This is a genomic window from Paenibacillus xylanilyticus, from assembly GCF_013359935.1.
Lineage (GTDB): Bacteria > Bacillota > Bacilli > Paenibacillales > Paenibacillaceae > Paenibacillus > Paenibacillus xylanilyticus.
On record NZ_JABMCB010000203.1, the window covers coordinates 1 to 25253 of the forward strand.

At 46.3% G+C, this 25253-nt stretch carries 23 protein-coding genes and 14 tRNA genes; 32 read left to right on the forward strand and 5 right to left on the reverse strand.

Annotated features, from left to right (window positions below; genetic code table 11):
- Positions 1-49: 49 nt before the first annotated feature.
- The 15 genes from HP552_RS30685 to HP552_RS30755 all read left to right on the forward strand — a co-directional run bounded on the left by HP552_RS30685 (position 50) and on the right by HP552_RS30755 (position 2654).
- A tRNA-Ser gene (locus HP552_RS30685) sits at positions 50-141 on the forward strand.
- 6 nt (positions 142-147) lie between these two features.
- Positions 148-219 (forward strand) — tRNA-Glu (locus HP552_RS30690).
- Between the two features lie 69 nt (positions 220-288).
- Positions 289-364: transfer RNA gene (locus HP552_RS30695), tRNA-Val, on the forward strand.
- 17 nt (positions 365-381) lie between these two features.
- Positions 382-455 (forward strand) — tRNA-Met (locus tag HP552_RS30700).
- A 26-nt stretch (positions 456-481) separates the two neighbouring features.
- Positions 482-559, forward strand: a tRNA-Asp gene (locus HP552_RS30705).
- Between the two features lie 93 nt (positions 560-652).
- Positions 653-728: transfer RNA gene (locus HP552_RS30710), tRNA-Phe, on the forward strand.
- Positions 729-748: 20 nt separating this feature from the next.
- Positions 749-824: transfer RNA gene (locus HP552_RS30715), tRNA-Thr, on the forward strand.
- Between the two features lie 4 nt (positions 825-828).
- Positions 829-914 (forward strand) — tRNA-Tyr (locus HP552_RS30720).
- 6 nt (positions 915-920) lie between these two features.
- Positions 921-994: transfer RNA gene (locus HP552_RS30725), tRNA-Trp, on the forward strand.
- A gap of 29 nt (positions 995-1023) precedes the next feature.
- Positions 1024-1096: transfer RNA gene (locus HP552_RS30730), tRNA-His, on the forward strand.
- 13 nt (positions 1097-1109) lie between these two features.
- A tRNA-Gln gene (locus HP552_RS30735) sits at positions 1110-1184 on the forward strand.
- A gap of 4 nt (positions 1185-1188) precedes the next feature.
- Positions 1189-1263, forward strand: a tRNA-Gly gene (locus HP552_RS30740).
- Positions 1264-1269: 6 nt separating this feature from the next.
- A tRNA-Cys gene (locus HP552_RS30745) sits at positions 1270-1343 on the forward strand.
- 34 nt (positions 1344-1377) lie between these two features.
- Positions 1378-1456: transfer RNA gene (locus HP552_RS30750), tRNA-Leu, on the forward strand.
- Between the two features lie 253 nt (positions 1457-1709).
- On the forward strand, positions 1710-2654 hold the full coding sequence (locus tag HP552_RS30755; RefSeq protein ID WP_175399172.1) for a class I SAM-dependent methyltransferase: 945 nt from the start codon (positions 1710-1712) through the stop codon (positions 2652-2654).
- Positions 2655-2722: 68 nt separating this feature from the next.
- Here the strand turns inward: HP552_RS30755 and HP552_RS35675 are convergent, their stop codons facing one another.
- Positions 2723-5110: a helix-turn-helix domain-containing protein gene (locus HP552_RS35675; protein ID WP_175399173.1), complete on the reverse strand. Its 2388-nt coding sequence runs from the start codon at positions 5108-5110 to the stop codon at positions 2723-2725.
- Positions 5111-5582: 472 nt separating this feature from the next.
- Here HP552_RS35675 and HP552_RS30765 point away from each other — a divergent pair, with 472 nt between their 5' ends.
- The 12 genes from HP552_RS30765 to HP552_RS30820 all read left to right on the forward strand — a co-directional run bounded on the left by HP552_RS30765 (position 5583) and on the right by HP552_RS30820 (position 16058).
- Positions 5583-5891 (forward strand): LiaF transmembrane domain-containing protein, encoded by a 309-nt coding sequence (locus HP552_RS30765; RefSeq protein WP_175399174.1) that lies wholly within the window; start codon positions 5583-5585, stop codon positions 5889-5891.
- Between the two features lie 34 nt (positions 5892-5925).
- Positions 5926-6597 (forward strand): PspA/IM30 family protein, encoded by a 672-nt coding sequence (locus HP552_RS30770; RefSeq protein ID WP_175399175.1) that lies wholly within the window; start codon positions 5926-5928, stop codon positions 6595-6597.
- 4 nt (positions 6598-6601) lie between these two features.
- On the forward strand, positions 6602-6832 hold the full coding sequence (locus HP552_RS30775; RefSeq protein ID WP_175399176.1) for a PspC domain-containing protein: 231 nt from the start codon (positions 6602-6604) through the stop codon (positions 6830-6832).
- 17 nt (positions 6833-6849) lie between these two features.
- A complete protein-coding gene (locus tag HP552_RS30780; RefSeq protein ID WP_175399177.1) occupies positions 6850-7353 on the forward strand; it encodes a PspC domain-containing protein in 504 nt (167 codons plus the stop codon).
- 1 nt (position 7354) lies between these two features.
- The gene (locus HP552_RS30785; protein ID WP_175399178.1) at positions 7355-8062 is read left to right on the forward strand and encodes a PspA/IM30 family protein; all 708 of its coding nucleotides are present in this window, start codon (positions 7355-7357) and stop codon (positions 8060-8062) included.
- Between the two features lie 149 nt (positions 8063-8211).
- Complete coding sequence (gene liaF / locus HP552_RS30790; RefSeq protein WP_175399179.1) at positions 8212-8859, forward strand: cell wall-active antibiotics response protein LiaF; 648 nt, start codon at positions 8212-8214, stop codon at positions 8857-8859.
- Between the two features lie 34 nt (positions 8860-8893).
- Positions 8894-10009 (forward strand): sensor histidine kinase, encoded by a 1116-nt coding sequence (locus HP552_RS30795; RefSeq protein ID WP_175399180.1) that lies wholly within the window; start codon positions 8894-8896, stop codon positions 10007-10009.
- On the forward strand, positions 9951-10619 hold the full coding sequence (locus HP552_RS30800; RefSeq protein ID WP_175399181.1) for a response regulator transcription factor: 669 nt from the start codon (positions 9951-9953) through the stop codon (positions 10617-10619). The genes HP552_RS30795 and HP552_RS30800 overlap by 59 nt, the downstream gene beginning before the upstream one ends.
- A gap of 220 nt (positions 10620-10839) precedes the next feature.
- Positions 10840-11586 carry a YwmB family TATA-box binding protein gene (locus HP552_RS30805; RefSeq protein WP_175399182.1) on the forward strand — a complete coding sequence of 249 codons (747 nt, stop codon included), beginning with the start codon at positions 10840-10842 and terminating at the stop codon, positions 11584-11586.
- A 250-nt stretch (positions 11587-11836) separates the two neighbouring features.
- Positions 11837-13387, forward strand: coding sequence for a glucose-6-phosphate dehydrogenase (gene zwf / locus HP552_RS30810; RefSeq protein ID WP_175399183.1), 1551 nt, complete (start codon positions 11837-11839; stop codon positions 13385-13387).
- 348 nt (positions 13388-13735) lie between these two features.
- A complete protein-coding gene (locus HP552_RS30815; RefSeq protein WP_175399184.1) occupies positions 13736-14134 on the forward strand; it encodes a DoxX family protein in 399 nt (132 codons plus the stop codon).
- Positions 14135-14477: 343 nt separating this feature from the next.
- Entirely contained in the window at positions 14478-16058 is a 1581-nt protein-coding gene (locus tag HP552_RS30820; RefSeq protein WP_175399185.1) for a peptide chain release factor 3, read from the forward strand.
- A 204-nt stretch (positions 16059-16262) separates the two neighbouring features.
- On the opposite strand, the gene sspI is transcribed toward HP552_RS30820, so the two are convergent.
- Positions 16263-16496, reverse strand: a complete 234-nt coding sequence (gene sspI, locus HP552_RS30825) for a small acid-soluble spore protein SspI (protein ID WP_175399186.1) — start codon at positions 16494-16496, stop codon at positions 16263-16265.
- Between the two features lie 168 nt (positions 16497-16664).
- On the opposite strand from sspI, the gene HP552_RS30830 reads away from it, so the two are divergent.
- Positions 16665-17327, forward strand: coding sequence for a potassium channel family protein (locus HP552_RS30830; protein WP_127538885.1), 663 nt, complete (start codon positions 16665-16667; stop codon positions 17325-17327).
- A 51-nt stretch (positions 17328-17378) separates the two neighbouring features.
- Entirely contained in the window at positions 17379-18167 is a 789-nt protein-coding gene (locus HP552_RS30835) for a TrmH family RNA methyltransferase (RefSeq protein ID WP_175399187.1), read from the forward strand.
- 261 nt (positions 18168-18428) lie between these two features.
- On the opposite strand, the gene HP552_RS30840 is transcribed toward HP552_RS30835, so the two are convergent.
- Positions 18429-19301, reverse strand: coding sequence for an AraC family transcriptional regulator (locus HP552_RS30840; protein WP_175399188.1), 873 nt, complete (start codon positions 19299-19301; stop codon positions 18429-18431).
- Positions 19302-19414: 113 nt separating this feature from the next.
- On the opposite strand from HP552_RS30840, the gene HP552_RS30845 reads away from it, so the two are divergent.
- Entirely contained in the window at positions 19415-20572 is a 1158-nt protein-coding gene (locus HP552_RS30845; RefSeq protein ID WP_175399189.1) for a Gfo/Idh/MocA family protein, read from the forward strand.
- Between the two features lie 89 nt (positions 20573-20661).
- On the opposite strand, the gene HP552_RS30850 is transcribed toward HP552_RS30845, so the two are convergent.
- The gene (locus HP552_RS30850; protein ID WP_175399190.1) at positions 20662-21789 is read right to left on the reverse strand and encodes a glycoside hydrolase family 88 protein; all 1128 of its coding nucleotides are present in this window, start codon (positions 21787-21789) and stop codon (positions 20662-20664) included.
- 141 nt (positions 21790-21930) lie between these two features.
- Here HP552_RS30850 and HP552_RS30855 point away from each other — a divergent pair, with 141 nt between their 5' ends.
- The gene (locus HP552_RS30855; RefSeq protein WP_175399191.1) at positions 21931-22809 is read left to right on the forward strand and encodes an AraC family transcriptional regulator; all 879 of its coding nucleotides are present in this window, start codon (positions 21931-21933) and stop codon (positions 22807-22809) included.
- A 179-nt stretch (positions 22810-22988) separates the two neighbouring features.
- Here HP552_RS30855 and HP552_RS30860 read toward each other — a convergent pair whose 3' ends face one another.
- A complete protein-coding gene (locus tag HP552_RS30860; RefSeq protein WP_095292196.1) occupies positions 22989-23309 on the reverse strand; it encodes a winged helix-turn-helix transcriptional regulator in 321 nt (106 codons plus the stop codon).
- 416 nt (positions 23310-23725) lie between these two features.
- On the opposite strand from HP552_RS30860, the gene zwf (HP552_RS30865) reads away from it, so the two are divergent.
- Positions 23726-25180: a glucose-6-phosphate dehydrogenase gene (gene zwf / locus HP552_RS30865; protein WP_175399192.1), complete on the forward strand. Its 1455-nt coding sequence runs from the start codon at positions 23726-23728 to the stop codon at positions 25178-25180.
- The last annotated feature ends 73 nt before the right edge of the window (positions 25181-25253 follow it).

Below are 25253 nucleotides of genomic sequence, written 5' to 3' on the forward strand. Positions count from 1 at the left end.
ACTGTTAATCGAGTTGTCACAGGTTCGAGTCCTGTTCGGGGAGCCATATGGAGAGGTGTCCGAGTTGGCCGAAGGAGCACGATTGGAAATCGTGTAGGCGCCACAAGCGTCTCGAGGGTTCGAATCCCTCTCTCTCCGCCATAGTAAGGCCCGTTGGTCAAGGGGTTAAGACACCTCCCTTTCACGGAGGTAACAGGGGTTCGAATCCCCTACGGGTCATAATTTTAACCTTAAAAAAGAGGTTGATTTTAATAAGAGTTTTATGTTAAGATCATAAATGTGTTGTTCGGAGGCTTAGCTCAGCTGGGAGAGCATCTGCCTTACAAGCAGAGGGTCGGGGGTTCGAGCCCCTCAGCCTCCACCATATAACTTTTATAACGACGCGGGGTGGAGCAGCCCGGTAGCTCGTCGGGCTCATAACCCGAAGGCCGCAGGTTCAAATCCTGCCCCCGCAATTAAACTTTCATTAAGAAAGTGATTTGGAACCGTGGTGTAGTTGGCCTAACATGCCTGCCTGTCACGCAGGAGATCGCGGGTTCGAATCCCGTCGGTTCCGCCATTTTTACTCTGCATGAGGAATATGTTCACTAAGTCTGCTATATGGCACCGACGCCCTGGATAAAGTGTAACGTTCATGATTAGACTTTATTATGGCTCGGTAGCTCAGTCGGTAGAGCAGAGGACTGAAAATCCTCGTGTCGGCGGTTCGATTCCGTCCCGAGCCACCATTATCATCACAACTTAATACGCCGGTGTAGCTCAACTGGTAGAGCAACTGACTTGTAATCAGTAGGTTGGGGGTTCAAGTCCTCTCGCCGGCACCACTATGGAGGATTAGCGAAGTGGCCAAACGCATCAGACTGTAAATCTGCTCCCGTACGGGTTCGGTGGTTCGAATCCATCATCCTCCACCAGTTTTTAGGGGCATAGTTTAAAGGTAGAACAACGGTCTCCAAAACCGTTGGTGTGGGTTCAATTCCTGCTGCCCCTGCCAATTAACTTTTTAAGTAAATAATGCATATGGCGATCGTGGCGAAGTGGTTAACGCACCGGTTTGTGGATCCGGCATTCGGGGGTTCAATTCCCCTCGATCGCCCCTTTGTTTTTATTGGGGATTAGCCAAGCGGTAAGGCAACGGACTTTGACTCCGTCATGCATAGGTTCAAATCCTATATCCCCAGCCATTTTGCGGACGTGGCTCAGCGGTAGAGCATCGCCTTGCCAAGGCGAGGGTCGCGGGTTCGATTCCCGTCGTCCGCTCCAAAATATGGCGCCATAGCCAAGTGGTAAGGCACAGCTCTGCAAAAGCTTTATCCCCAGTTCGAATCTGGGTGGCGCCTCCAGTATATTCTTAATAAATATACTGCAACATGATATGCCGGCGTGGCGGAATGGCAGACGCGCTCGACTCAAAATCGAGTGGGAAACCGTGGAGGTTCGAGTCCTCTCGCCGGTATAACGTATAACCCTGTGAATTGCTTAGACAATTCACAGGGTTATTTTTATTAGAAGATAAGCATTGTTTTCGCGGAGCTTAAGAGCAGGCTGATATTTGATGTTGACGTATGAACTTATTGGATATATTGTAGATATATAAAGTCTATAATAATAATGACTATACCTTAATAACACTTTATACCTCTGTAGATTTTAAAAGGCTTTAATTCTTGTGAATTTCGATTCCTATTTATAGAACGGAGTGAAGTGTAATGGCTGGAGAAAAAGTTCTTGAGGAAAGTAATGTCGCTGCGTATTCGGAAATATTATTTAATTTGTCCGTATGGGAAGAGGCATGGAAGCAGCGGCCGAGAAACCCAAAATACAAGAAAAAAAGTGCCCCGTTTGACACCGAAGTAGCGTTTGAAGGCTGGGCTAGAGATTATCACCGCCAATCCTTCACAGAAGAAGGGAAACAGCGTTCTGAGCGTATCATGAACTGGATTGAGAACCAAGGTGTAGATTTTAGTGGTTTATCCATATTGGACATTGGAGCAGCTTCAGGTATCTTTACGATTCCCTTCGCCGAGAAGGGAGCAAAGGTCACTGCAGTCGAACCCTCTGAACTGCTTGTATCTTTGATGAAAGAGACAATTCCACATTCCTTGGTGTCCAATATTGAGATTGTTTCGGAGCGTTTTGAAGACATATCAATTCAGGAGAAGGGCTGGGAAAAGGAATATGATGTTGCCTTTGCATCCATGTGCCCAGCGATGTCTGATTGGGAAACGATTGAACAGGCGATCCAGTGCGCACGAAAATATGTATATATCAGTACTATGGCTGGACCAAAAGTACATACGTTAATGGATGAACTAAAAGAGGTACTCGGGGTCAATTCACCCTACCGGGCTGGGGATATGGGATACATACAACAGTTGCTGTTCCTGAAAGGTTACGCGTATACGACCCTGATTACGAACGAAGTCAATCCTATTGAGATGCCTGTTCAGGAAGTTGTTAATCTTTTGCCGGAGTGGCTTAACACCTACGGTTTACCTACGGACGAAGATTCACTATACAGAGCTGAGCAATATATCAGAGATGCCTACCCAGAGGGTGTGGTTACCTTTTTACGCGGAGGTCGGTTTGGAAAAATTCTGATTCAACTGGACCAGCAGCACATGAAGGTTGTTCGTACCAAAGGATCTAAATAAACAATCTTTTCTCAATAAAAAGGGAGCAGACCATCTGCTCCCTTTTGGCTTGCCTACAATAACAGCCTTTATTTCGTTGTAGAGGAGAAAGCCTTCTGCCTACGTTCCCGGTATTGGCCGGGAGTAATTCCTTCCCATTTTCGAAACGAACGGATAAAGTTCTGTGGGTTGTTGTAACGAAGCCGTGCAGCAATATCTTTGACCGTTAACTCAGTTTCATCCAACCACTTTCTTGCCATCTTGAACCGATATTGTGCGAGATACTCGCTGAATGCACAGCCTGTTTCTTTTCGGAAAACTGAACTCAAATAGCTAGCATTATAATGGAGCCTCATCGCACACTCCTCCAGTGTCAGGTCAGTATCGTATTCTTGCTGGACAATCGCAATCATTTTTTCCGAGATCTGTTGATGTTGTGCATATTGCCGCTCTCTAAAAATCTCAATAACCGGTCCCATGATACGAGAAATGAACCATTGTTCAACTTCAGCAGCATATTGTAGAGCAAGCAATTCCTTGAAAATCGAACTGTGTCCTGGAGAAATCTGTGCGAGTCGAATACCAGAGTCGTGCATCATCTGTAAAACCTGCATCAGTAATCGAGTTAGAGCAACCTGATACTCTTCCGCAGTCCAATCCATACGAAATATACTCTGGAGCAATTGTTGTAAAAGAACGGAGGCTTCAGCCTCATCTGCTGATTGAATGGCATGGATCAGATTATATTCCAGTGACTCAGGGTAAGGGAGCGTCCATTGGGAAGGATAAATAGCTTCCGCTTCATATTGAACGATAACCCCACTCCCCAGCTTCATTCGCTGTTGTAATGCTCCCATGGCTTCAACATACGCCTGATGTACCTCTAAAATTGATGTGACCGGTTGACTAAATCCGAAACTTACCTGAAGATTCAATATCTCACCAATTTGATGTTGTAATTGCGTTGTTATTTTATAAAGTTCTCGCGAAAACAAGTGATTGTCCAATTCAACACTACCTATTACTGTCACTATGGTCTGTTCCATAACAGTTGGGGAAAATTGATGTTCCTCATCAATGGATTCTTCCATTATGTTTTGAATCGCAAACAGCAAAAGATCGAGATCCTGCGGACCATACTTCGTTTGATTCACCAGATCTGCCTGTACGGTTAATACGGCCATTTGTTGCCACCGAATAAGCTGGTTGTTATAGCCTTGTTCACTGATGCTTTTATATAGTGTGGCTGGTGAGCATCTGCCTAGATACATATTCATCATCAGCTGGTTGCGTAACTGCAACACATATTGATTCAATTTATGTTCCATCTGGGATCGAGAAGCAGAAAGCTGAGTAATGTGTGCTTTAATTTGCTCGAATTCATCTTGATGCGGTGCAAAGGATTCTTGCAGATGCTGGTTTAACAGCGCTCTGTCTCCAATCCCAAGCTGCTTTAACAGTTCACGAACAGGGATATGCAATCGTCTTGAACCAACCCACGAGAAGAGCAAGGAAAGTAACAGAAGTACGATGCTGATACACATTGTGTAAAGGGCAGTCTCTACAGATTGCTGGGTTAGGACATTCATGGGTGTGATCAAAATATAGGTCCATCCCTTTAATGGTGACTGAGTGTAATTCAAGGAATAGTGTGCATCGGAGATACGCACTTCCCGATATCCCGACGAAGCAGGAAAACGGGTTGGAGACAGCAGCTCGCTCAATTCCATGTTGGATTCGCTATCCTCAAAGTTCACTGCCGATAAAGGTTGACCAATATAAATGGGATTGGGATGAACGAGAATGCGCTGTTCCCGATTAATAATAATCAATTCTGAAGCCGATAGGTCCCTGTCATCAGGTATGACAGGGTTTTGCATAGAGCACGCAGGGATTCCGGCAATTAAGGCAGAACCAGAAGATGCATTCAAATGTGGAATAGATCTCGCGAGCGCAATATGATAGATACAACCGGAATCGGATGACCGTTCATTATGATTAAATACGGAGGAAGGAGCTAGCTGCCAACCAGAGGTCAGCGTCTTGGACAACAAATCCTGCATGGGAAGAGCGAGAGGGAAATCCGCGTTCAGATACAGTCCGGCATGATCGATCAGCCAATCCTGCGTTTGATTCACCAGAGTAATATCCATTAAGGGCTCCCATGATCGCATATGTTGAAATTCGGATTGCAGCTGGTTCGCTGTTGTTAAATTCATATTCGGAAGCGGAGCGGACAGGGACTGAAGCATAAAGGGAGAGCGTGTCGCCTGATCCAACATATAACTGACGGTGGCAAGCTTGTGTTCGACATTGGACTGCATCTGTAAAAGAAGTTGCTTATTGGTCTGAATCCGGTGCAGCTCCGTTTGATTCACTGAATAAGTGAATGCCGCTATTCCGGTCAACAAAATAGGCAAGGTGCTGAGCAGCGTGCCAAACACGATTATTTTATGAAGATAACTGACGGGTCGCACAGCCCCACTCCTGACTTTTGAATTAGGATAGTACCTGTTTCTATTCTAGTAAACGCTTACAATTTAAACAACATAAATTTGTTTATATGGATAAATAAGTAATTTAAGTTGGAATTTTAGATTTCCCTTTCGCTAAACAGAGAGTCGATCTGGAGAAACGGATTACCTGTTGCATACGTAAGTAAGAGGTGAGGACGGATTTTATCATATAAGGTCACACTGACTCGGATAAGGGTATTAAGAGTTAACCGTAGTTCATGCTGAGGTGTATGAGTACAGAGGTCTGATGCAAGGACAGACGGAGGTCCAACCCCATCCCCGACCTGAGTCTAGGATGAAAAACCGTCCGCGGTCTGTTTTGAAAAGTCTCCGTTTCCCCTAGAATAAGGACATAAGGTTAAACAAGAAACAACAAACACAAACGAGCAAACAAACAATTCAAAATACAAACCGAAAGGGCGGTGAAAAAATTATGAGATGGAATAAGGGAAATGGCTGGGCGATTGTACTAATCGTGCTGGGAGCTCTCATCCTTTTCGGAAAGTTAACTCCGCTTCTTGGACACCTAATGGGGTATCTGATTCCGATTCTGATGATTGCACTTGGATATTACGGAGTTAAACGAGGAAATGTGATGTTGGGATGGATCGTCCTGATCATCGGTATCATTTCACTGATGGGTAAACTGGCTTGGTTGATTGGACCAATCATCGCCATCGGATTAATCATCTTCGGTGTATCGATGCTCAGCAACAACCGCAGTCGTCGTGGCCGTTACTAAGTTTTCACGATCTTGAAAAGGAGGACAGAACATAATGAGTGTATTTCGTCGAATGCGGGATATTACCGTAGCTACTTTAAACGAACATTTGGAGCAAAGTCAGGATCCAGTCAAACTGATTGATCAGTTTCTGGTCTCGACCCGCCAAGACATTGGTGAAGCCGAGAAGCTTCGTCATCAATATGCTAGCCATACCAGACAAATGAAACAACAAGCCGACCAGGCAGCAGGTATGGTACACAAACGTGAAGAGCAGGCTTCCATGGCTCTCAAAGCAGGAGAAGAGCACTTAGCCAAACTGGCCCTGCAGGAGAAGATTCTCCACGAGGAAAAAATGGAACAATACAATGAACTGTATGCACAAAGCAATGCAGCATTGCAGGAACTCGATGAACAGATTGACCAGCTGAAAGTGGAGTATCAAAATGTGTACAGCAAACGTCAATACTACTACGCTCGTATGCAAACCATTCAGTTGCAGCAGCGAATGAACCAGAGAGGGCACTATAACGGTCAAAACGTACCCCGTATGTTTAACCGACTGGATGACCAAGTCTCTGATCTCGAATATGAGGCACAAAGTCTCCGGGAAATCCGGCGGATGAGTCAAGATGGTTCAGGAGCGTCTGGCAGCATGTCATCCTCTGCGCTGGATAAGGAATTGGAACGGTTGAAGCAGAAGCTAACCAATGAAAGAAAGGAGTAGTCACATGAATAGATTATACCGCTCAACGCGTAACCGAAGGCTGACAGGTTTGATCGGCGGCATCTCTGAAAATCTCGGACTAAGTTCCACGCTGCTGCGTCTTATCTTCTTCATCAGCATTTTCGCTACGGGAGGTACATCATTGCTGATCTACTTCATCGCTGCATTGGTAGTGCCGAAGGAATCCTATCCTGCTGATCCATACGGATATAATTCCGCAACAGGATATAAGTAAACGAAAGGAGCAAGCACATGAGCAAATTATACCGCTCAACGCGTGACCGGATGTTAACAGGTTTGATCGGTGGGATCTCAGAATCCATTGGAATGGATTCCACGCTGCTGCGGATCATCTTCGTCATCAGTATCTTTGTAACAGGCGGCACAGCGTTGTTGATCTATTTCATCGCAGCACTAGTGGTACCGAAAGAACCGCTTCCACCATATGATCCATACGGTTATGGTCCTGGCCCCGGCCCTGGTCCTGGCAGAGGATACAATAGTTATGATCATGAGCCGCAAAGAGGCCCATTCCGCAACAACAATCAAGGACATGGAAGCTTCGGTCCCGGCCCAGGATACAATAACAGACCGCATTCGGGCCCACGTCCTTATGACAATAACACCTATGGAGCAGGTGCACAGCAAGAAAGTGAACTGGATTCCATGATGAAAGATATTGAGAAAAAAGCACTGAAAAAAGAAGTTGAAGAGCTTCGCCAAAAATTATCTCGTTACGAGAAGGGAGAAAAGTAAAATGGGAGTATTTAAACGGATTAAAGATATGACTAAAGCGTCGGTAAACGATATGTTGGATAAAGTGGAAGACCCGATTGTAATGTTGAACCAGTATTTGCGTGACATGGAGGCCGAGATTCACGAGGCTGAAGTAACGGTAGCGAAACAAATGGCAAACGAGCGTCGCATGAAGCAACGTTTGGACGAAGCGGAGCGTACATCTGTACAACGTGAGTCCCAAGCTGAAGCTGCTCTGGCTAACGGTCAGGAAGAAGTGGCACGCAAACTGCTGGAAGAGAAAATCTACTTTGATCAAAAAATTACAGAGTACAGCGAACTGCACGCTCAGTCTGAAGCACAAGCCAAAGATCTGCTGCAACAGCTCCATGACATGAAAGATGAGTTCTACAAAATGCGTAACAAACGCAATGAGCTCGTATCTCGTGCACAAATGGCGAAAGCCAAAAAGCAAATGTCCCAAATCAACAGCTTGCATACGATTGAAAGCGGCGGCGCATCCCTTGGATTCCACCGCATGGAAGAGAAAATCATGCAAATGGAAGCTGAAGCAGACGTAATCCGTGCACCATACCGCAACACACAATCTTCATACACGAACCCTGTGGATGCAGAGAAGCAGTACAAAGTGGATCAACAACTTCAAGCCCTGAAAAACAAAATGGGCAGCGGTTCGAAAAATGAAACGGGCGGTACTGCAAAAGAATAACTGTTCGCTCAGCAGACAATATGATATTCTATAAATCGTGAATAAAGAACGGTTTGTGGAACAAAGGTTAAGCCATACAGGTCATCATTGCCTGGTATGGCTTTTCCAACGAATAGGGAAATTCAACTTACAGAGGAGGTGCGGCAGAGATGAACAAAAAAGAACAATGGCTTGCATTTGCGATCATTATCATCGGTGTAGTCATGTTGCTGAATCAGCATATTAACTTGCTGACGGCTGCCGCACTAATTCTGTTAACGATTGGAATGGTCCAAATCCGTAAGGGAGACACTCACAAGGGGTACCGTTACTTGGCGATTGGCGGATGTCTTCTGCTGCTTGGCAACCTGATGATTGTATTTTTAATTGTACTGGCCTCACTGGCATACTTTTATTCCAAAAACAAAAAGATTCATCTGCATGGCGATGTCATGCGCAAACAGAATTTTATGGCCCGCTACTACTGGGATCAGGGACCTTGGACGTTACGCAGCATGAGCCTCTGGCACGCCCTTGGTGAGATCAATGCAGATCTGTCTCTCTCCATTCCGGAAGAAAAACAGACAATCGTGCTGTTGCAAGGCGTTATGGGGAATGTTCGTTTGACACTGCCGGAAGATTACGGTGTAGAAATTGAGGCTTCTGTCCTGTTTGGACGAATTAATCTGAATGGTGAAAAAGACAGCGGCATGATGAACAAGTTAATATGGAGAACACCTGGTTATGAAACCAGTGAACATAAAGTAAAATTTGTTATTTCTTATATTGTTGGCGACCTAAGTATCAGTAATCCGTAATAAGTTAATAAGTGAAGAAAAGGAGGAGACCCCGTTGAAGACAAAACGACATACCGACATGGTAACCCGAAGTATGGGTGAAGGGATCCTCCTTGTTTTCATTGTGCTCGCCGTTATTTTGTATGTATTGTATACATATGGTTATCTTGCTCCGTTTGCAGGATGGAGGCATCTGATTCAGTCAGGTCTCGCACTGTTATTATTATTGGTTGGTATTGGAGCCGTTTTTGGTTTCTATCAGAGCTATCGGGTCAAACGCAGGCTTGAATTGCTGCGGGAAACCCTTCTGCAATGGGAAAAGGGATCTCTATCACGCACCGTGCCTGATCTGGGGATCGATGATGTAGGCCGTTTAAGTGAACAGCTTGGACGCATCGGCAAGAAGTGGGAAGATCAGGTTACCTCGCTGCAGAGACTATCGACCAATAATGCTCAGCTTGCGGAACAGGCTCGAATAACAGCGATTGTGGAAGAGCGTCAGCGTTTGGCACGAGAGCTGCATGATGCCGTCTCTCAGCAACTATTCGCAATTTCCATGACAGCCACAGCGGTTGGACGGAAAATGGAAAAGGACTTTGCACGTGCCCAGCGGCAGGTGGCTTTGATTGAGGAGATGGCTTCGGTAGCCCAATCCGAGATGCGAGCGCTGCTGCTGCATTTGCGGCCGGTATATCTGGAAGGCAAACATCTGGAACAAGGTTTGAAGGATCTTGTCATGGAACTGAAAACAAAAGTACCCATGGACATTGTGCTCGAAATGGATGAAGATATTCATTTGGTCAAAGGAATTGAGAATCATCTGTTCCGTATTATTCAGGAGGCGATGTCCAACACATTGCGCCATGCCAAGGCAGAAAAAATGGAGATTCGGCTGCAGCGCCGAAACGATGCGATTCGCGTGTTGATTCGCGATGATGGTCAAGGCTTCGATCTGGATGACCAAAAGCAGGCTTCCTACGGTCTGGCGAACATGCGTGAACGGGTTACGGAAATTGGTGGAGCCATTCAATTCGTAACTGCACCGGGTAAGGGAACACGGATTGAGATAACGATACCTTTGATGAGCGATGAAAGTGAGGAAGAACATGTCAATGGAACCCCAAGTAGAAACGGAGACGGAAACGTCGATCAAAGTGTTGCTCGTGGATGATCATGAAATGGTACGGATCGGCCTTGCGGCTGTGCTCGATACCGAGGACGGTATTGAAGTTGTGGGTGAAGCAGGCAGTGGAGAGGAAGGCATTCGACTGGCTCAGGAATATAAACCGGATGTCGTGCTAATGGACCTCGTTATGGAAGGCATGGACGGGATTGAAGCTACCCGGCAGCTGCTCAAAATGTATCCGGAATGCAAAGTCATTGTACTGACCAGTTACCTGGACGATGAAAAGATGTACCCTGTTATTGAGGCAGGTGCCTTCAGTTATTTGTTGAAAACATCAAGAGCCAATGAGGTGGCAGATGCCATTCGTGCTGCAGCACGTGGACAATCCGTTCTGGAGTCACAGGTTGCTTCCAAAATGATGAATCGTTTCCGGCAGCCACAGGCGGCAGCACCAGCACATGAAGAGCTTACTGACCGGGAGATGGATGTGCTCCGATTACTGGCAAAAGGCAAATCCAATCAGGATATTGCCGATGATCTGATTATTGGGATCAAGACAGTCAAATTTCATGTCACGAATATCCTGGCCAAACTTGGTGTGGATGACCGTACACAGGCAGCTATTTATGCCTATAAAAATGGGCTTGCAGAGTAAGAAAAACAGTGATTTGAACGACTAACTAAGCAAAAGAACCGTACTTAAAGAGTTCGGAGATTATAGATCTGGTACAGAGATCGGTAAGACGGAAAGGTCCCCTCCCCATGAAGATGGTGGAGGGGACCTTTTTTGATATGTCTATCGAAGTTTAGCAAATGAGAAATGGGGGCATGCTGTTGATAGATTCATAGAATACAAGTGAGAGCGGGGGATCTACATGTTAAATCGATGGATGACTGCAGGTCTAGTGGCAATGGCACTTATTATTGTTATAGGCATGACTAAGGTGTATGCAGGGAATGGAGAGAAGAGCGAATCGGAAGGTACGAAGTTGGAACAACTGATGAAGACTTCAAACGCGGCGATGGATCAGATAGAGCGCATGATTATCAAATGGCAGGGACAGGGGATAGGAAATGCACAAGAACAGGCAGAGCTGCTGGCGGGGCAACTGGGACTGCCACAACCGGTTTTGATACGGCAGACAGGCCACGATGTATATCGCAGTGAAATTCAGGCTGAAGGACAACATGCAGGAATACGGATGAATGCAATTGTGACTGGAGAAAATGGGTATTACGTGATTGTACAGTTATCGGGTGACAAGTTTACGAATTCAAGTCAACTAACGTCTTTGCATGAGCAAGTAAATCAAACGCTTGCAGAATCCGGAGTGGAAGCGACGTGGAATTATGCGGTTCAGGGCAAAGGGGCAAGTGATGCAACCGCCAGCATTCAATTGCAGAAGATGGAGGATAAGCTGTCCGGCCAGCTGAGTATGCATGCCGCAGAGCGCTACACGGATGCCAACACTGCAAGTGTATCCTACCGAGTGCCTGAGCTGTCTACTGCCATCCAGAGCGGTTCCCACATTCTGAACATGCAGATGGCTGTGCATCAGGATGATGACACAGGAAGCAATCGCATTACGTTAGGATTTCCGGTAATCACTATCGAATATTAAGTTTATATAACGTGTATTTATAAGCTTGATCATGAATATTTATAGATGAATTTTCTGAGAAATTCTGGAGCCATATTGAGAATCTTTATCAGGAAAATTAGTGCAACCGGTCAGGCAATATGCTAAAATGGCATCACATCCAAGAAGGAACTTGCTGGTAATTGTCGGTTGTATGTTGTGCATATATAACACCATTACATAGCTCGGGAAGAACGAAGAAATTGAGTCTTTCCGGAAGGAAGAGGAGCCCATGGTCGAAAAACAAATGCAAGATGAAGTGCAGACGCCTGGCGCAGTATTTTTCATTTTTGGAGCAACGGGTGATTTGGCCCGCCGGAAGCTGTTTCCGGCCATCTACAGTCTCTACCGCGAAGGCAAACTAGCCGAAGACTTTGCGGTTATTGGTGTTGCTAGGAGTCCAAGGACACCAGAACAATTCCGGGAAGACATCCTTGAATCCATCAGGGAGTTCTGCCGTTATCCGGCGGGGGAATCTGATGAGTGGAATGCTTTTGTCGAACATTTTGAGTATAAAGCTCTTGATATTAATAATGTGGATGGTTTCAGAGAACTGCGGGACCAGACAGAACGTCTGGAAGAGAAGTTCAAAACGCCGGGCAACCGGCTATTCTATCTGGCGCTTGCACCTGAGCTGTTCGGCAGTGTCTCATATAGTCTGCGAGATGGTGGGATGCTGGAGAGTCGTGGTTGGAACCGCCTTGTCATTGAGAAACCATTTGGATATGATCTGCAGTCTGCCGAGCAGTTGAATGAGCAGATTCGTGAAGTGTTCCGTGAAGAGGAAATTTATCGGATTGACCATTATCTGGGCAAAGAGATGGTGCAGAATATCGAAGTGATTCGCTTTGGTAATGCATTCTTCGAGCCGCTCTGGAATAACAAACATATAGCGAATGTTCAAATTACGCTTGGGGAGACTGTGGGCGTGGAAGAACGCGGAGGTTACTATGATCACTCCGGTGCCTTAAGGGACATGGGACAAAATCATATGCTTCAGATGCTGACGATGATTGCCATGGAGCCGCCAAGCCGTTTATTCCCGGAGGACATTCGGGATGAGAAGGTCAAGGTGCTGCGCTCCTTGCGACCATTTACTTCCGATGAAGAAGTAAGCAGCAATGTTGTCCGCGGGCAGTATACGGAAGGGGAATATCGTGGGAAACAGCTTCCGGGTTATCGTCAGGAAGACAAAGTTGACCCGGAGTCGAATACGGAGACCTATTTTGCGGCGCGTGTATTTGTAGATAATTTCCGCTGGGCTGGTGTACCTTTCTACATTCGGACAGGCAAGCGTCTCCCGGTGAAAACGACCGAGATCGTCGTTGAATTCAAATCAATGCCAAACAACGTATATCTGGGGAAAAAATATAAGCTCGAACCGAATCTGCTTGTGATCCGGGTGAATCCGATGGAAGGCATCTATATCAAGATCAATGCCAAGAAACCTGGCTCGGACTCCGAGATTCAGCCGCTCGCGATGGACTTCTGCCAGAGCTGCATGATCGGAATCAACTCGCCTGAAGCGTATGAGCGTCTGCTGCATGATGCAGCAGAAGGAGATTCCACATACTTCACCCGTTGGGATGAAGTGGCGACCGCATGGTCTTTTGTTGACCGGATTGCTGCGGCATGGGCTGAGAATCATGGAGAGCTCCACACGTATCCTGCTGGGACATGGGGTCCGGAAGCGACAGGCAAGCTGCTGGAGCAGGATGGTTTCCACTGGTGGCCCGTTAATGGGCAGGACGAAGACAGTGTCATTTGGCAAGTGAACAACTAATACAGTGAATTAAGGTAATGAGGCCTGAAAAGGACGCAATTACGCGTCCTTCCAGGCTTTTTTTGTGACCAAAAAGAGAAGAGAATAATTAACAAAAAGTAAATAAAATTAAGTTGTTGACAAAAAGTAAGTGAATAACTTATACTCAACTCAAGAGTTAAAGAGATTACGCAAAAACAAAATGCACTGAAGGAAGTTCTAAGAAGTTCTTCAATCCAGTAAAACATTCATGAGATGAAATTTGAACCAGTAGAAGGGGTTTCAACAACATTCATGAAAAAAAATTTTAGCATAATATCTTTAATCTAAGAATACTATTTTGTAACTATTTGAATGGGGGAAAAGAATATGTTGGATGTAGGATTGCTGTTGATTCGTTTGGTGATTGGATTGTCGTTCATGGCTCATGGTGCACAGAAATTGTTTGGATGGTTTGGCGGGTACGGAATTAAAGGAACAGGCGGTTGGTTTGAGTCAATGGGAATGAAACCTGGCGCACTGGTTGCGCTGCTGGCAGGATTGGCGGAATTCGGTGGCGGCTTGCTGCTCGCTCTGGGTCTGTTGACTCCAGTAGGTGGCATTCTGATTGCGCTGACGATGGTAATTGCAATTGTAAAAGTGCATGGTGCGAACGGATACTGGTCCACGCAAAACGGTTTTGAGTATAACCTCGCCATCCTGGCGGTGGGTGTAGCTCTGGCTTTGACAGGTGGAGGACAATACGCACTGGATGCATTGATTTTCTAAGTGAGCTGAATAACATGAATGAGGAGTACCTGGATGCCATTACGATGGCTGAAAGGTGCTCTTTTTTTGCAATCGGAAAAGAGAAGAATCCTCTGCAGGTAATCGGTTATTTTCGCTAAAGATTATGGTACAATAGGAGAGTTGGGTAAGAAAGCAGGTTAACGGATTGAATGGAAGCACAGGGATAGGGAGGATGAACTCCGTTGTAAATGTGTAAAATTAACCTAATGTGCAAAAAGCGAAGGAAACAATCAACCGGTACTACCGGATTGCATAAAGATTGAATTTAGACCGGCCTGGCCGGTAATTAACGTTGAATGAACGGATGAAAGGGATAGAATCGATGAGCAAAGCAGATAACATTCTTCAACAGGAAGTGGACAAACGCCGGACGTTTGCCATTATCTCTCACCCGGATGCGGGTAAAACAACATTGACCGAGAAGCTGTTGCTGTTCGGGGGCGCCATTCGTCTCGCCGGTACGGTCAAAGCGCGGAAAGCAAGCAAACACGCAACAAGTGACTGGATGGAAATTGAGAAGCAGCGGGGGATCTCGGTTACATCTTCCGTGATGCAGTTTGACTATCTGGGTCATCGCGTAAATATTCTGGATACCCCGGGTCACCAGGATTTCAGTGAAGATACGTACCGTACACTGACGGCTGCCGACAGCGCGGTGATGTTGATCGACGTGGCAAAAGGTGTGGAGGCACAAACGATCAAGCTGTTCCAGGTTTGTGCAAAGCGTGGCATCCCGATCTTCACGTTCATTAACAAGCTGGACCGTGAAGGGCAAAGTCCGTTCGATCTGATGGAAGAACTCGAAAATGTACTGGGTATTCGCTCCGTACCGATGAACTGGCCGATTGGTACTGGTCGCGATTTGTGCGGTGTGTACGACCGGATGAAAAACCAAGTGGAATTGTTCCAAGGGGACGACCACTCCACGATTAAAGTGCAGAAAGTCGATGGATACGAAGATCCAGTGATCCGTGAGATGGCAGGAGAGTATCTGCATGATCAACTGTGTCAGGATCTGGAACTGCTGGATGTGGCAGGTGACCAGTTTGATATGGAAAAGGTACAACGTGGTGAGCTGACACCGGTATTCTTCGGCAGTGCGATCAACAACTTTGGTGTGCAGACGTTCCTGGAGAACTTCCTGCAGCTGGCACCGAAGCCTGAGCCACGTCACAGTACAGCGGGTGAGATTGAGCCGACCAATGAGAAATTCAGCGGCTATGTATTCAAAATCCAGGCGAACATGAACCCTGCACACCGTGACCGGATCGCTTTCCTGCGAATCGTGTCCGGTAAGTTCCAACGGGGAATGAGCGTTAAGCATAACCGTGTAGGTAAAGAGATTAAGCTGTCACAGCCACAGCAATTCCTGGCCCAGGACCGGGATATCGTAGAAGAGGCATACGCTGGCGATATCATCGGTTTGTTTGACCCGGGTATTTTCCGAATTGGCGATTCACTCAGTCAGGGCAGTGAGGTTATATTTGATGAAATGCCAACCTTCTCACCAGAGATTTTTGCCAAAGTAACCGTCAAAAATGCATTGAAACATAAACAGTACCAAAAAGGAATTGACCAGTTGACCGAGGAAGGAACCATTCAGGTGTTCAACACGGTGAGCTTCGACGAGACGCTGCTCGGTGTTGTAGGTCAGCTCCAGTTCGAGGTATTTGAATACCGGATGAAAGGCGAGTATGGGGTGGATGTGCAGCTGCAGCGCATGCCTTATCAGTTTGCTCGCTGGATTGTGGATGAGAACCTGGATCCAAGTAAATTCCGGATTAACTCCACGCTGGTGAAGGATAAAAAGGGAAACTATGTTGTCCTGTTCGAGAATGAGTATGCGATGAGAACGGCAATAGACAAAAACCCAACTGCCCAGTTCCTGGAGACAGCTCCATAAGTTAAGCTTATCAAGAGAAAGAATCAGTGTTTGACGCAGTGATAAGCATGAAATGTTAAAGATCCCTCCGCCTTTATGGCGGGGGGATCTGTTTGCTTTGCACCTTACTTATATGGCAGGTATGATCCAGCCGGATAAGGGAAAGCTTTCTTTTGCAGACAGAACAAACGTGATGACGGTTACCGTTCCCCTTCATTACCTCGATTAGCGAAGCGGTTGAACGGGGATGGTGTGCAGATGCTCCTGCGCGACTTGAATCAATTCATCCTGCTTGGCAGGTTCAGTGTTCTTCCAGATCATTTCAAAAATGGCACCAAGTCCGGGCAATGCGGCTTCCGGTCCATCTACAGAACCTTCAATCATTTCCCGGAGTTGAGCATCACTCTTGTCATGCACCTTATGAACAATCGCTTCACGCAGGCTTAATGTAATTGGCATCGCAAGTCCCTCCTCGTATATTCGGCTGCTCCTTTACTGTTCCCTGGGAAGCGTGAGCGCATTCAAGTTTATCTGGCTTTGTGGTATACTACGAAGGATATTTAAGTAAGCATTGACATCATGAATGATGCTCAAGTGCTGAAGTGCAGCGGGAGGTTAAGAACCCTAATGGCTAAGAAACAGTATGCCGTAATTGGCATGGGACGGTTCGGATCAAGTGTAGCCAATGCGTTAAGCGGCATGGGATTTGACGTGCTGGCAATTGATGCGGATGAGCAGCGGACCCAGGAAATGTCCAATGTGGTGACTCATGCTGTATCGGCAGATTCAACGGATGAAGAAGCGCTGCGGGCGCTGGGCATACGAAATTTTGACGTTGTCGTTGTGGCAATTGGTGAAGATATTCAGGCGAGCATTTTGACGACCCTGATTTTGAAAGATATGGGTGTACCGGTTCTGATCGTCAAGGCACAGAATGAGCTGCATGGTAAAGTGCTGCAAAAGATTGGAGCGGACAAGGTCATTTACCCTGAGCGGGATATGGGGCTCCGGGTAGCCCATCATTTGACCTCCCCTAACATACTGGATTATATCGAGTTGTCTGAAGATTACAGCATTTTGGAGATGAGAGCTTCCGAGCAAATGATTGGCAAAAACCTGTTGGAGTTAAACATTCGTGCACGTTTCGGTTGTAACGTGATGGCAATCCGCAGCGGGAATTCCATGAACATCTCCCCGTATGCCGAGGATCGGATTGAAGCCGGAGATGTGTTGATCATCGTGGGCCACAAAGACCATTTGACGAAAATGGAGCTGGCATACCCGAAGTGATCTCTTGGAGTATTCGGAGTAAATTGAACCGCAGACGGGAAGGATGGAAAGATGGATATTGTATCACCGCAAAATTCACGTGTAAAGGAATGGGCACAGCTCCTGGAGAAAAAGCATCGTGCCCGTCAGCATAAATATATCATTGAAGGCATTCACCTGGTACAGGAGGCACTGCGTGCCCAGGCTGATCTGGAGTGCATTGTTTACGACGGTGAACAGGGTGTACCAACAGAACTGTCAGGGCTTGAAGCTCCGCTTCAACGTATAGAATGGATTAGTGTGTCACCGGCTGTTATCGCCAAATGCACGGATACGATGACGCCGCAGCCTGTTTTTGCGATTGTCCGTAAAGGACGTGAGCCGCTGGAAAGCCTGATCTCTGGAGCACGCGGGCTTGTTGTGGTGCTGGACGGAGTCCAGGACCCGGGGAATGTGGGGACGATCATCCGCAGTGCAGATGCAGCCGGAGCAGCCGGCGTGGTGCTCGGCGCGGGATGCGCTGATGTATATAATCCGAAGACGATTCGTTCAACGATGGGGTCTCTGTTTCATTTGCCCATTGTCGAAGGCCAGTTGGAAACCTTGCTTCCCGAAGCGAAGGCGGCGGGCGTGAAGCTGGTAAGTACCTCTTTGCAGGCAGAGTATTCATGCTATACCTATGATTTCACACAATCCGTTTGGCTTGTGATCGGCAATGAAGGCAAGGGGATATCCGAGTCTACAGCAAGGCTGGTGGATGATGCAATTACAATCCCGATGCAGGGACAAGCAGAATCGTTGAATGCCGCGATGGCAGCAACTATTTTGTTGTTTGAAGCGATGAGGCAGCGGATGGTCTAATATAGAATTATGTACAAGGGCAAGTAACATATAGGACAAGGTTTCCAGAGCAAGATTAAGCTTATTCCTACTTCTGCGAAGAGATAGGGATGAGCTTTTTCTTATTTCTTATAGAGAAGATAAAGAGTTATTAAAAAAAATCGAACGATATCACCCTCATAAGCCAATATATAGTGTGAAGAAGACTAACAACAAGTTGCAGGAAATCAACGGTGAGAGCGGAGGGAAGGATCCTTCGCTTTTATTTTTTGACTGCTAAAATCAGGTTCTCCCTTGTACATTCAATCGGTATTGATGGGGAGTTGTGCCTGTTACGGTTCGGAATACTTTGCAGAAGTAGGAAGGGGTAGACATGCCTACACGATGGCCTATTTCTGGCACGCTGTAGGAGGTACGGGCGAGTAATATGCAAGCATGGCGAATACGGGTGGCCTGGGCATAAGCAACGATGGTCGTTCCTGTAGCCTTTTTGAACACGTGAGACAGATGGTAGAGAGACATGTGCATCTCTGATGCCAGATCCTTTAAATGAAAAGGCTCATCATAATGTTCTTCAATCCACTGCATGACAGCTTCCGCATGAGGATGAAGAAGGCTGGAGGAAGTTGGAGGTACCAATTGAGAGGGGGAATGCTTCCCTTCTTCCCATATATATTTAAGTTGTCCGAGCAGATGAAGCAAAAAGAGCCGGATATGCTCTTCTCCTTCGTATGGGAGCAGGTTGGGATGAACTTGCGCGAATTGTTCCATTAATTGAACCAGCATGGATGCAGAAGGCAGGATGAACGGTGCAATCGGTGAGTTTTGTCCCAAAAGCTCCTGTACAAAATCGTGGATAGCGGTAAAATGCCGCCAAGATCCCTTTAACAACTCCAGATCATACATAAGTACACTGCGGACAAAAGGATGCTCATCCGTAACTTGAATCTGTACCTGGTGTAATTGAAACGGGCGGAAAATCATTAGCGTTCCCGGTTCAAGCGGAAATGCCTGACCTTCCGTGATCAGTTGACCATAGCCCTCATGAATATAAGTTACTTCCATCTGGGAATGGGCATGGAATATTTCACGGAAAGTCGCGGTGGATGTACGGCGGCAAGCCAGATCGAATTGCTCTTTGCCTAAGATGGACAACGTCAATTCCTCCCTCAACATAAGCGCAAGATCCTTTTATTTTAGCACAAGATGAACGCATAAAAGCGCTTAATTTTTGTGTATTGTGTAGGAAATAAGGGAGGAATGTTCAGATGTTGAAAGTGGCGATTATTGGAGCTGGTGCAATTAGTGGAGCGCATATCTCAGCGTATTTGGTCTTTCCCGATCGATGTCAGATTGTAGCTGTCGTGGATATGTACCCTGAAAAAGCACAGAAGCGAATTAACGAACATGGACTGGAAAATGCACAGGCAGTAACGGATTATAAAGAATTGCTGAGTCAAAACATTGATGTGGTTTCGGTCTGTACCCCACCGTACACACATGCTCCTATTGCGTGTGACTTCCTGCATGCGGGTACCCATGTGCTGGTGGAAAAACCGATGGCTTCTTCCCTGCAGGAAGCCGATCAGATGCTGAACGCTGCACAGCAAAGTGGCAAGCTGTTGTCGGTTGTGGCACAGAATCGATTTACGACGCCAATGATGAAGCTCAAGGGTGTGCTGGACAGTGAACTGATGGGGCCAATAGTGCATGTGCAGGTGGATTCGTTCTGGTGGCGGGGCCATAACTATTATGATCTGTGGTGGCGTGGAACGTGGGAAAAAGAAGGCGGAGGCTGCACGCTTAATCATGCGGTGCATCATATTGATGCCATGCTCTGGATGATGGGTCCACCGGTGGAACTGCAGGCCATGATGGCCAATACGTCCCATGATAATGCCGAAGTGGAGGATGTGTCGATGGCCATGCTTCGTTTCCGCGAAGGGGCAGTTGGCATGATCACCAGTTCCGTCGTACATCACGGAGAGGAGCAGCAGTTGATTTTCCAGGGCAAAGAGGCCCGGGTATCCGCCCCGTGGAAAGTGGTTGCCTCTACGGCACGCAGTAATGGATTTCCGGAACCGAATCCGGAACTGGAACAACAGATTCAGCAAAGGGTTGAAGAATTGCCGGATGTTGTTCATGTCGGCCATGCCGGGCAGATCGAGAATGTGTTAAACGCCATTGAGACCGGGTCAACACTTCTGGTGGATGGGGAGAGTGGCCGGAATACACTTGAACTGATTGTAGGCATCTATAAGTCGGCGAGTACGGGGGAAAAGGTAACGTTTCCGCTGGGAGCAGAAGATCCGTTTTACACACGGGAAGGTATAATGAAACATGCGGTTCATTTTTACGAAAAGAAGACGACGGTGGAGAACTTTGAGGATCTGAGTATTACGCTGGGGAGCAAATTGGAGCCCTAAGCAAACAATTGAACATAAAAAGATGCCCGCCTCATTAACGTGAGAGCCGGGCATCTTTTGCGTACTCTTTTATCAGCACCACTTTAACATCAATACACCCGGTGCTTCCATCCATTCAACTTGGCGATCGCTTCCAGATAATAATAATCTCCATAAATTAGGGAGACATCAATGAAGGAAGTGCCGCTGCCGGTGGCGTGCAGTAAAATCGATTCATGCTCTGGCTGATCCCAGACGGCATAGTTCTCGGTTAATGAACGTAGTATACGTTCAGCGGCATCGGCATAGAGGCGTTTCTCACCTTCGGGAACGAAGGAAGCAAGCTCAAGGAGACCGGAAGCCGCAATCGCTGCAGCGGAACTGTCACGGGATTGTCCTTCCAGAGAAGGAAGCCTGAAATCCCAATAAGGCACGGAGTCTTCCGGGAGTGCGGAGATAAAATAATGTGCAATACGCTTCGCCGTATTCAGGAAACGGACATCCTGAGTATGGCGATATGTATTGGCAAATCCATATAAGCCCCATGCAGCGCCTCGGCTCCACGTTGAATCCGGTGAATACCCTTGACCGCCAAAACTTTCAATATAATGTCCGTCCTCTGGATCGAAGGACAGAATATGTTTGGTTGATCCATCTTCTCTGACACCATATTGCATCGTTGTCTCGGCATGCCGAATCGCAATATGCTTGTACCCGGGATCTCCTGTAACTTCGGAAGCCCAGAACAACAAAGAAATATTTAACATACAATCGATGATGGCCCAGCCGTATTTATCCCCATTCCAGGCACGAATAAATTGACCTGCCGGATTATATCGTCCAGCCAGGAAATTGGCAGCCTCCAGACCACGTCTGAACCCGTCTTCATCACCTGTAATTTTATACTTGATGACAGCGGTGGAGAGGAACTGAAAACCAACGTCGTGATGAAGTTCCACAGTAGGTTTAACCAGCCATTGCTCCAGCATCTCATCCCATGACCACGCTGCATCCCGATAGGCCTTATCTCCAGTCATATCATGCATAATCCAGAGCATGCCCGGCCAGAAACCGGAGGTCCACCAATCGGTATGGATGTTATCATACTTCCCATCTTCACCGGCAAAATGGGGACACTTTTCCCCGATTTGATCTTTCATTCGGTTCATTTTGTTTTCCAGCTTCTTCATGACTTCCTGCCAGTATGTGATCGCAACACCGGAACCTATGTTAGACATGTCCAACCTCCTGAGAATAAAATTAGAAATGCTGGATAGCGCTTTCTTTAAGCAGATTATATCTTTTTTAAATCCAGGAAAGTTGTGCTAGGATATGGAGAAATGTTGTTTTGTTGTCATGCTGCAGAAAGGGGGAAAAAGATGTTTGATCGCGTGGAATTTGCGGGGGCTACGCTTGCATGGGACTACAGAATTCGATCGGTGAATGATTTTACAGGGTATTATCACTGGCATCAATGTGGAGAGTTCCTCTATGTACATAAAGGCAATGGCATTGTCGTTTTGAACAATCATACATACACCATTCGCAAGGGGATGCTGTTCTTTTTTCAACCGTATCAGCTGCATCATGTCTATGCGGAAGTTGAACCGGAGAACCCGTATGAAAGGAATATTTTTTATATTGATCCGATCATTATGGATCGTTATCTGGAATCATTCCCACATCGGCGTGCGTATTTTTCAACATTATGGAAAGGGCATAATCAGCAGCAGGTGTTTGATTTGAGCTCATACACTTCGCAATTGGACTGGATTTATGAGAGTTACGATAGGTCACGCAATCGTGGTTGGGGAGAACGGGAAGAATCGGTTATGTTTCTGCTTCAGATCTTGAGTCTGTTGGAGCAGCAGAATGCGGGGGAAGGACAGCAGGGCTTGGCGAGGCAAGTAAAGATCTCCCGAGATTTAAAACATGCCGAGAGGATCATGCACTGGATCGAGGATCATTATGAACATGAGATCAAGCTTGACCATATGGCTTCAGACATCCACTTGTCCAAATCATATGCTTCCCGTATTTTTCAACAAGAAACTGGCAGCAGCATTACTGATTATGTTACAGCCCGGAGACTGAAGCAGGCTTATCTATTGCTTGAGACCACGACCTTCCCCATTGAAGAAATCGGCAGACGTGTCGGATTCCCTAACGGATCTTATTTCATCCAGTTATTTCGCAAATCTGCTGGCTTAACTCCGTTACAGTACCGGCATCAATTTGAACGTAAAAGCAGACATTAGGTCTACATTATAACATTTATCGCTAAATTTTCCGTTTGTTATATTATTGAATTGATGTCAGATATCTTCACAAAAATCCCGGCAGCAGCCAGCCCGATTTGATTCAAAGGGAAGCTGCCACACCGGGATTGCAAGCAACATGTAATTTGAAAGTAGTGAAGTCATTTTATTCTACTGCATTATAGCCACTTATCAGCCCATCGCTCCACGGCACTCAATGCGCGCCCAAGCTCCGTCCCTTTACGGGACAACATATATTCTGTCCGAACTGGTCGTTCCGTAACCACATGCCGTACGACCAATCCTTCTTCCTCCAGTTCCTTCATTCGTTCATTCAGCACTCGCTTGCTCAGGTCAGGGATATAAGCGTGAATTTCACTGAAACGTTTGGGCTCTTCCATCAATGCATGAATAATGAGGGCAACCCATTTTCGGCCAATGATCTGATAAGATTGTTCCACCTTTTCGCATATTTGCTTGGCATTCTCATCATCGCTCATAATAGTACTCCTTTGAATTAGTTATGCTTATTATAGCACTAGTATACTTATTGTAACCTGGGTGTCTACAAGCCTTATGTATAAAATATCACATACCAATTGTTTATAATCTTACCACATAAAGCGTTAACATCAAATAAAAACCCTGTAAACACTGGTGTTCACACGTTAGACACGATTGTTGACGAATTGTGACGACAGGTGTAATATGGGTAACGTTAATTCAAATGGTTACAATTTATAACCTTGGTTTAAGGTTGTGGAGAGAAGGAATGTTCCATGGTTAAATTCAGGTGCATTATTTAAACGGAGGCAAGGGGGCAACATACCCCACTTATTCCGTCTTTTGTCATGCTTGAATTTGAACATTTTGCAACATCATATACTATACTGCACAGATCACAGGAGGCAATCCAATGGATGCAATGACATTTGTCCTGTTCGGGGCAACAGGCGATTTAGCCAAACGCAAGATTTACCCTGCATTATATAATTTGTACATGGATCAAAAAATGCCGAAATCCTTCTCCGTTATCGGTCTTGGACGTCGTGAATTGTCGGATGCTGACTTCCAGGCGAATGTCGAAAAGTCACTGCATGAATTCTCACGGCAAACGCCTGAAGAAGAATCTCAGGTACGTGATTTCATTGGGGCTTTCCGTTATTGTTCTCTGAATAATACGAAGCTTGAAGATTACACCAAACTGCTGAAGCTCGTTGAGCAGCGTGAGCAAGAACTGAGCATTCCGGAAAATCGCATGTTCTACATGTCGGTAGCACCGGAATTCTTCGAGCCAATCGCACTGAACATTCAGGAGAGCGGCTTGGGTAACACCAAAGGCTGGAAAAAGCTGATTATTGAAAAACCATTTGGACACGATCTGCAATCTGCACGTGAACTGAATGAGAAACTGAGCAATACATTTGCTGAAGAAGAAATCTACCGTATTGACCATTTCCTGGGCAAACCGATGGTTCAAAATATTGAAACACTCACCTATGCGAATCCGGTCATTCAGGCGTTGTGGTCCAACCGTTACATTGCCAATGTACAAATTACGGCTAGTGAAACCGTTGGTGTAGAAGAACGCGCGGCTTATTATGACCAAAGTGGTGCCGTTCGCGACATGTTCCAAAATCATATGCTTCAATTGCTGATGATGATCGCCCTGCATTTGCCTAAACGCTGCACTCCGCAGGAAATTCAATTCAAAAAACAGAAGATCGCTGAAGCTCTTCGTCCATTGACGAAAGAAAACATCGCTTCTGAGGTGGTTCGTGCCCAATACGGAGCAGGCGAGTTGCAAGGCTCTTCTGTTGTTGGATATCTGGACGAGCCTGGTATCCCGGCTGGTTCCCAAAATGATACGTATGTTGCCGCAAGATTGTGGATCGATGATCCATTCTGGAGCGAAGTTCCTTTTTACATTCGTACAGGTAAACGTCTGGCTGAGAAATCCACCCGGATCGTTGTTGAATTCAAGGCACCTCTTAAAACAGGCCATGAAGCTGAAAATACAACTGAGCCTAACCTGCTGACGATTGAAATTGGTCCTGGAGAAAGCATCTCTCTTCAATTAAATGCGAAGAACCCATTGAACCACGGTGAAGTGGAACCTGTTCACATGACATTTGCTTCAGGCAAACGCAACATTCCGGAAGCTTATGAGAACCTGATCTTTGACGCAATGCGTGGAGATTCCACCTTCTTTGCTCACTGGAATGAGGTTGAGCTGGCATGGAAGTGGGTACAACCAATTCTGGAAGCATTCCAGGATGGCAGCGTGCCGCTGGACACATACAGTGCAGGTTCGCAAGGACCTGAATCGGCAGATCGTCTTATTGCAGAGAATGGCTACCGTTGGTGGTAATCGAAATTATTTAATCTGGTTATACCGTTCCAATTTTGCATAAGTCCTTCCGGTACTTGCCGGAAGGCCGTAA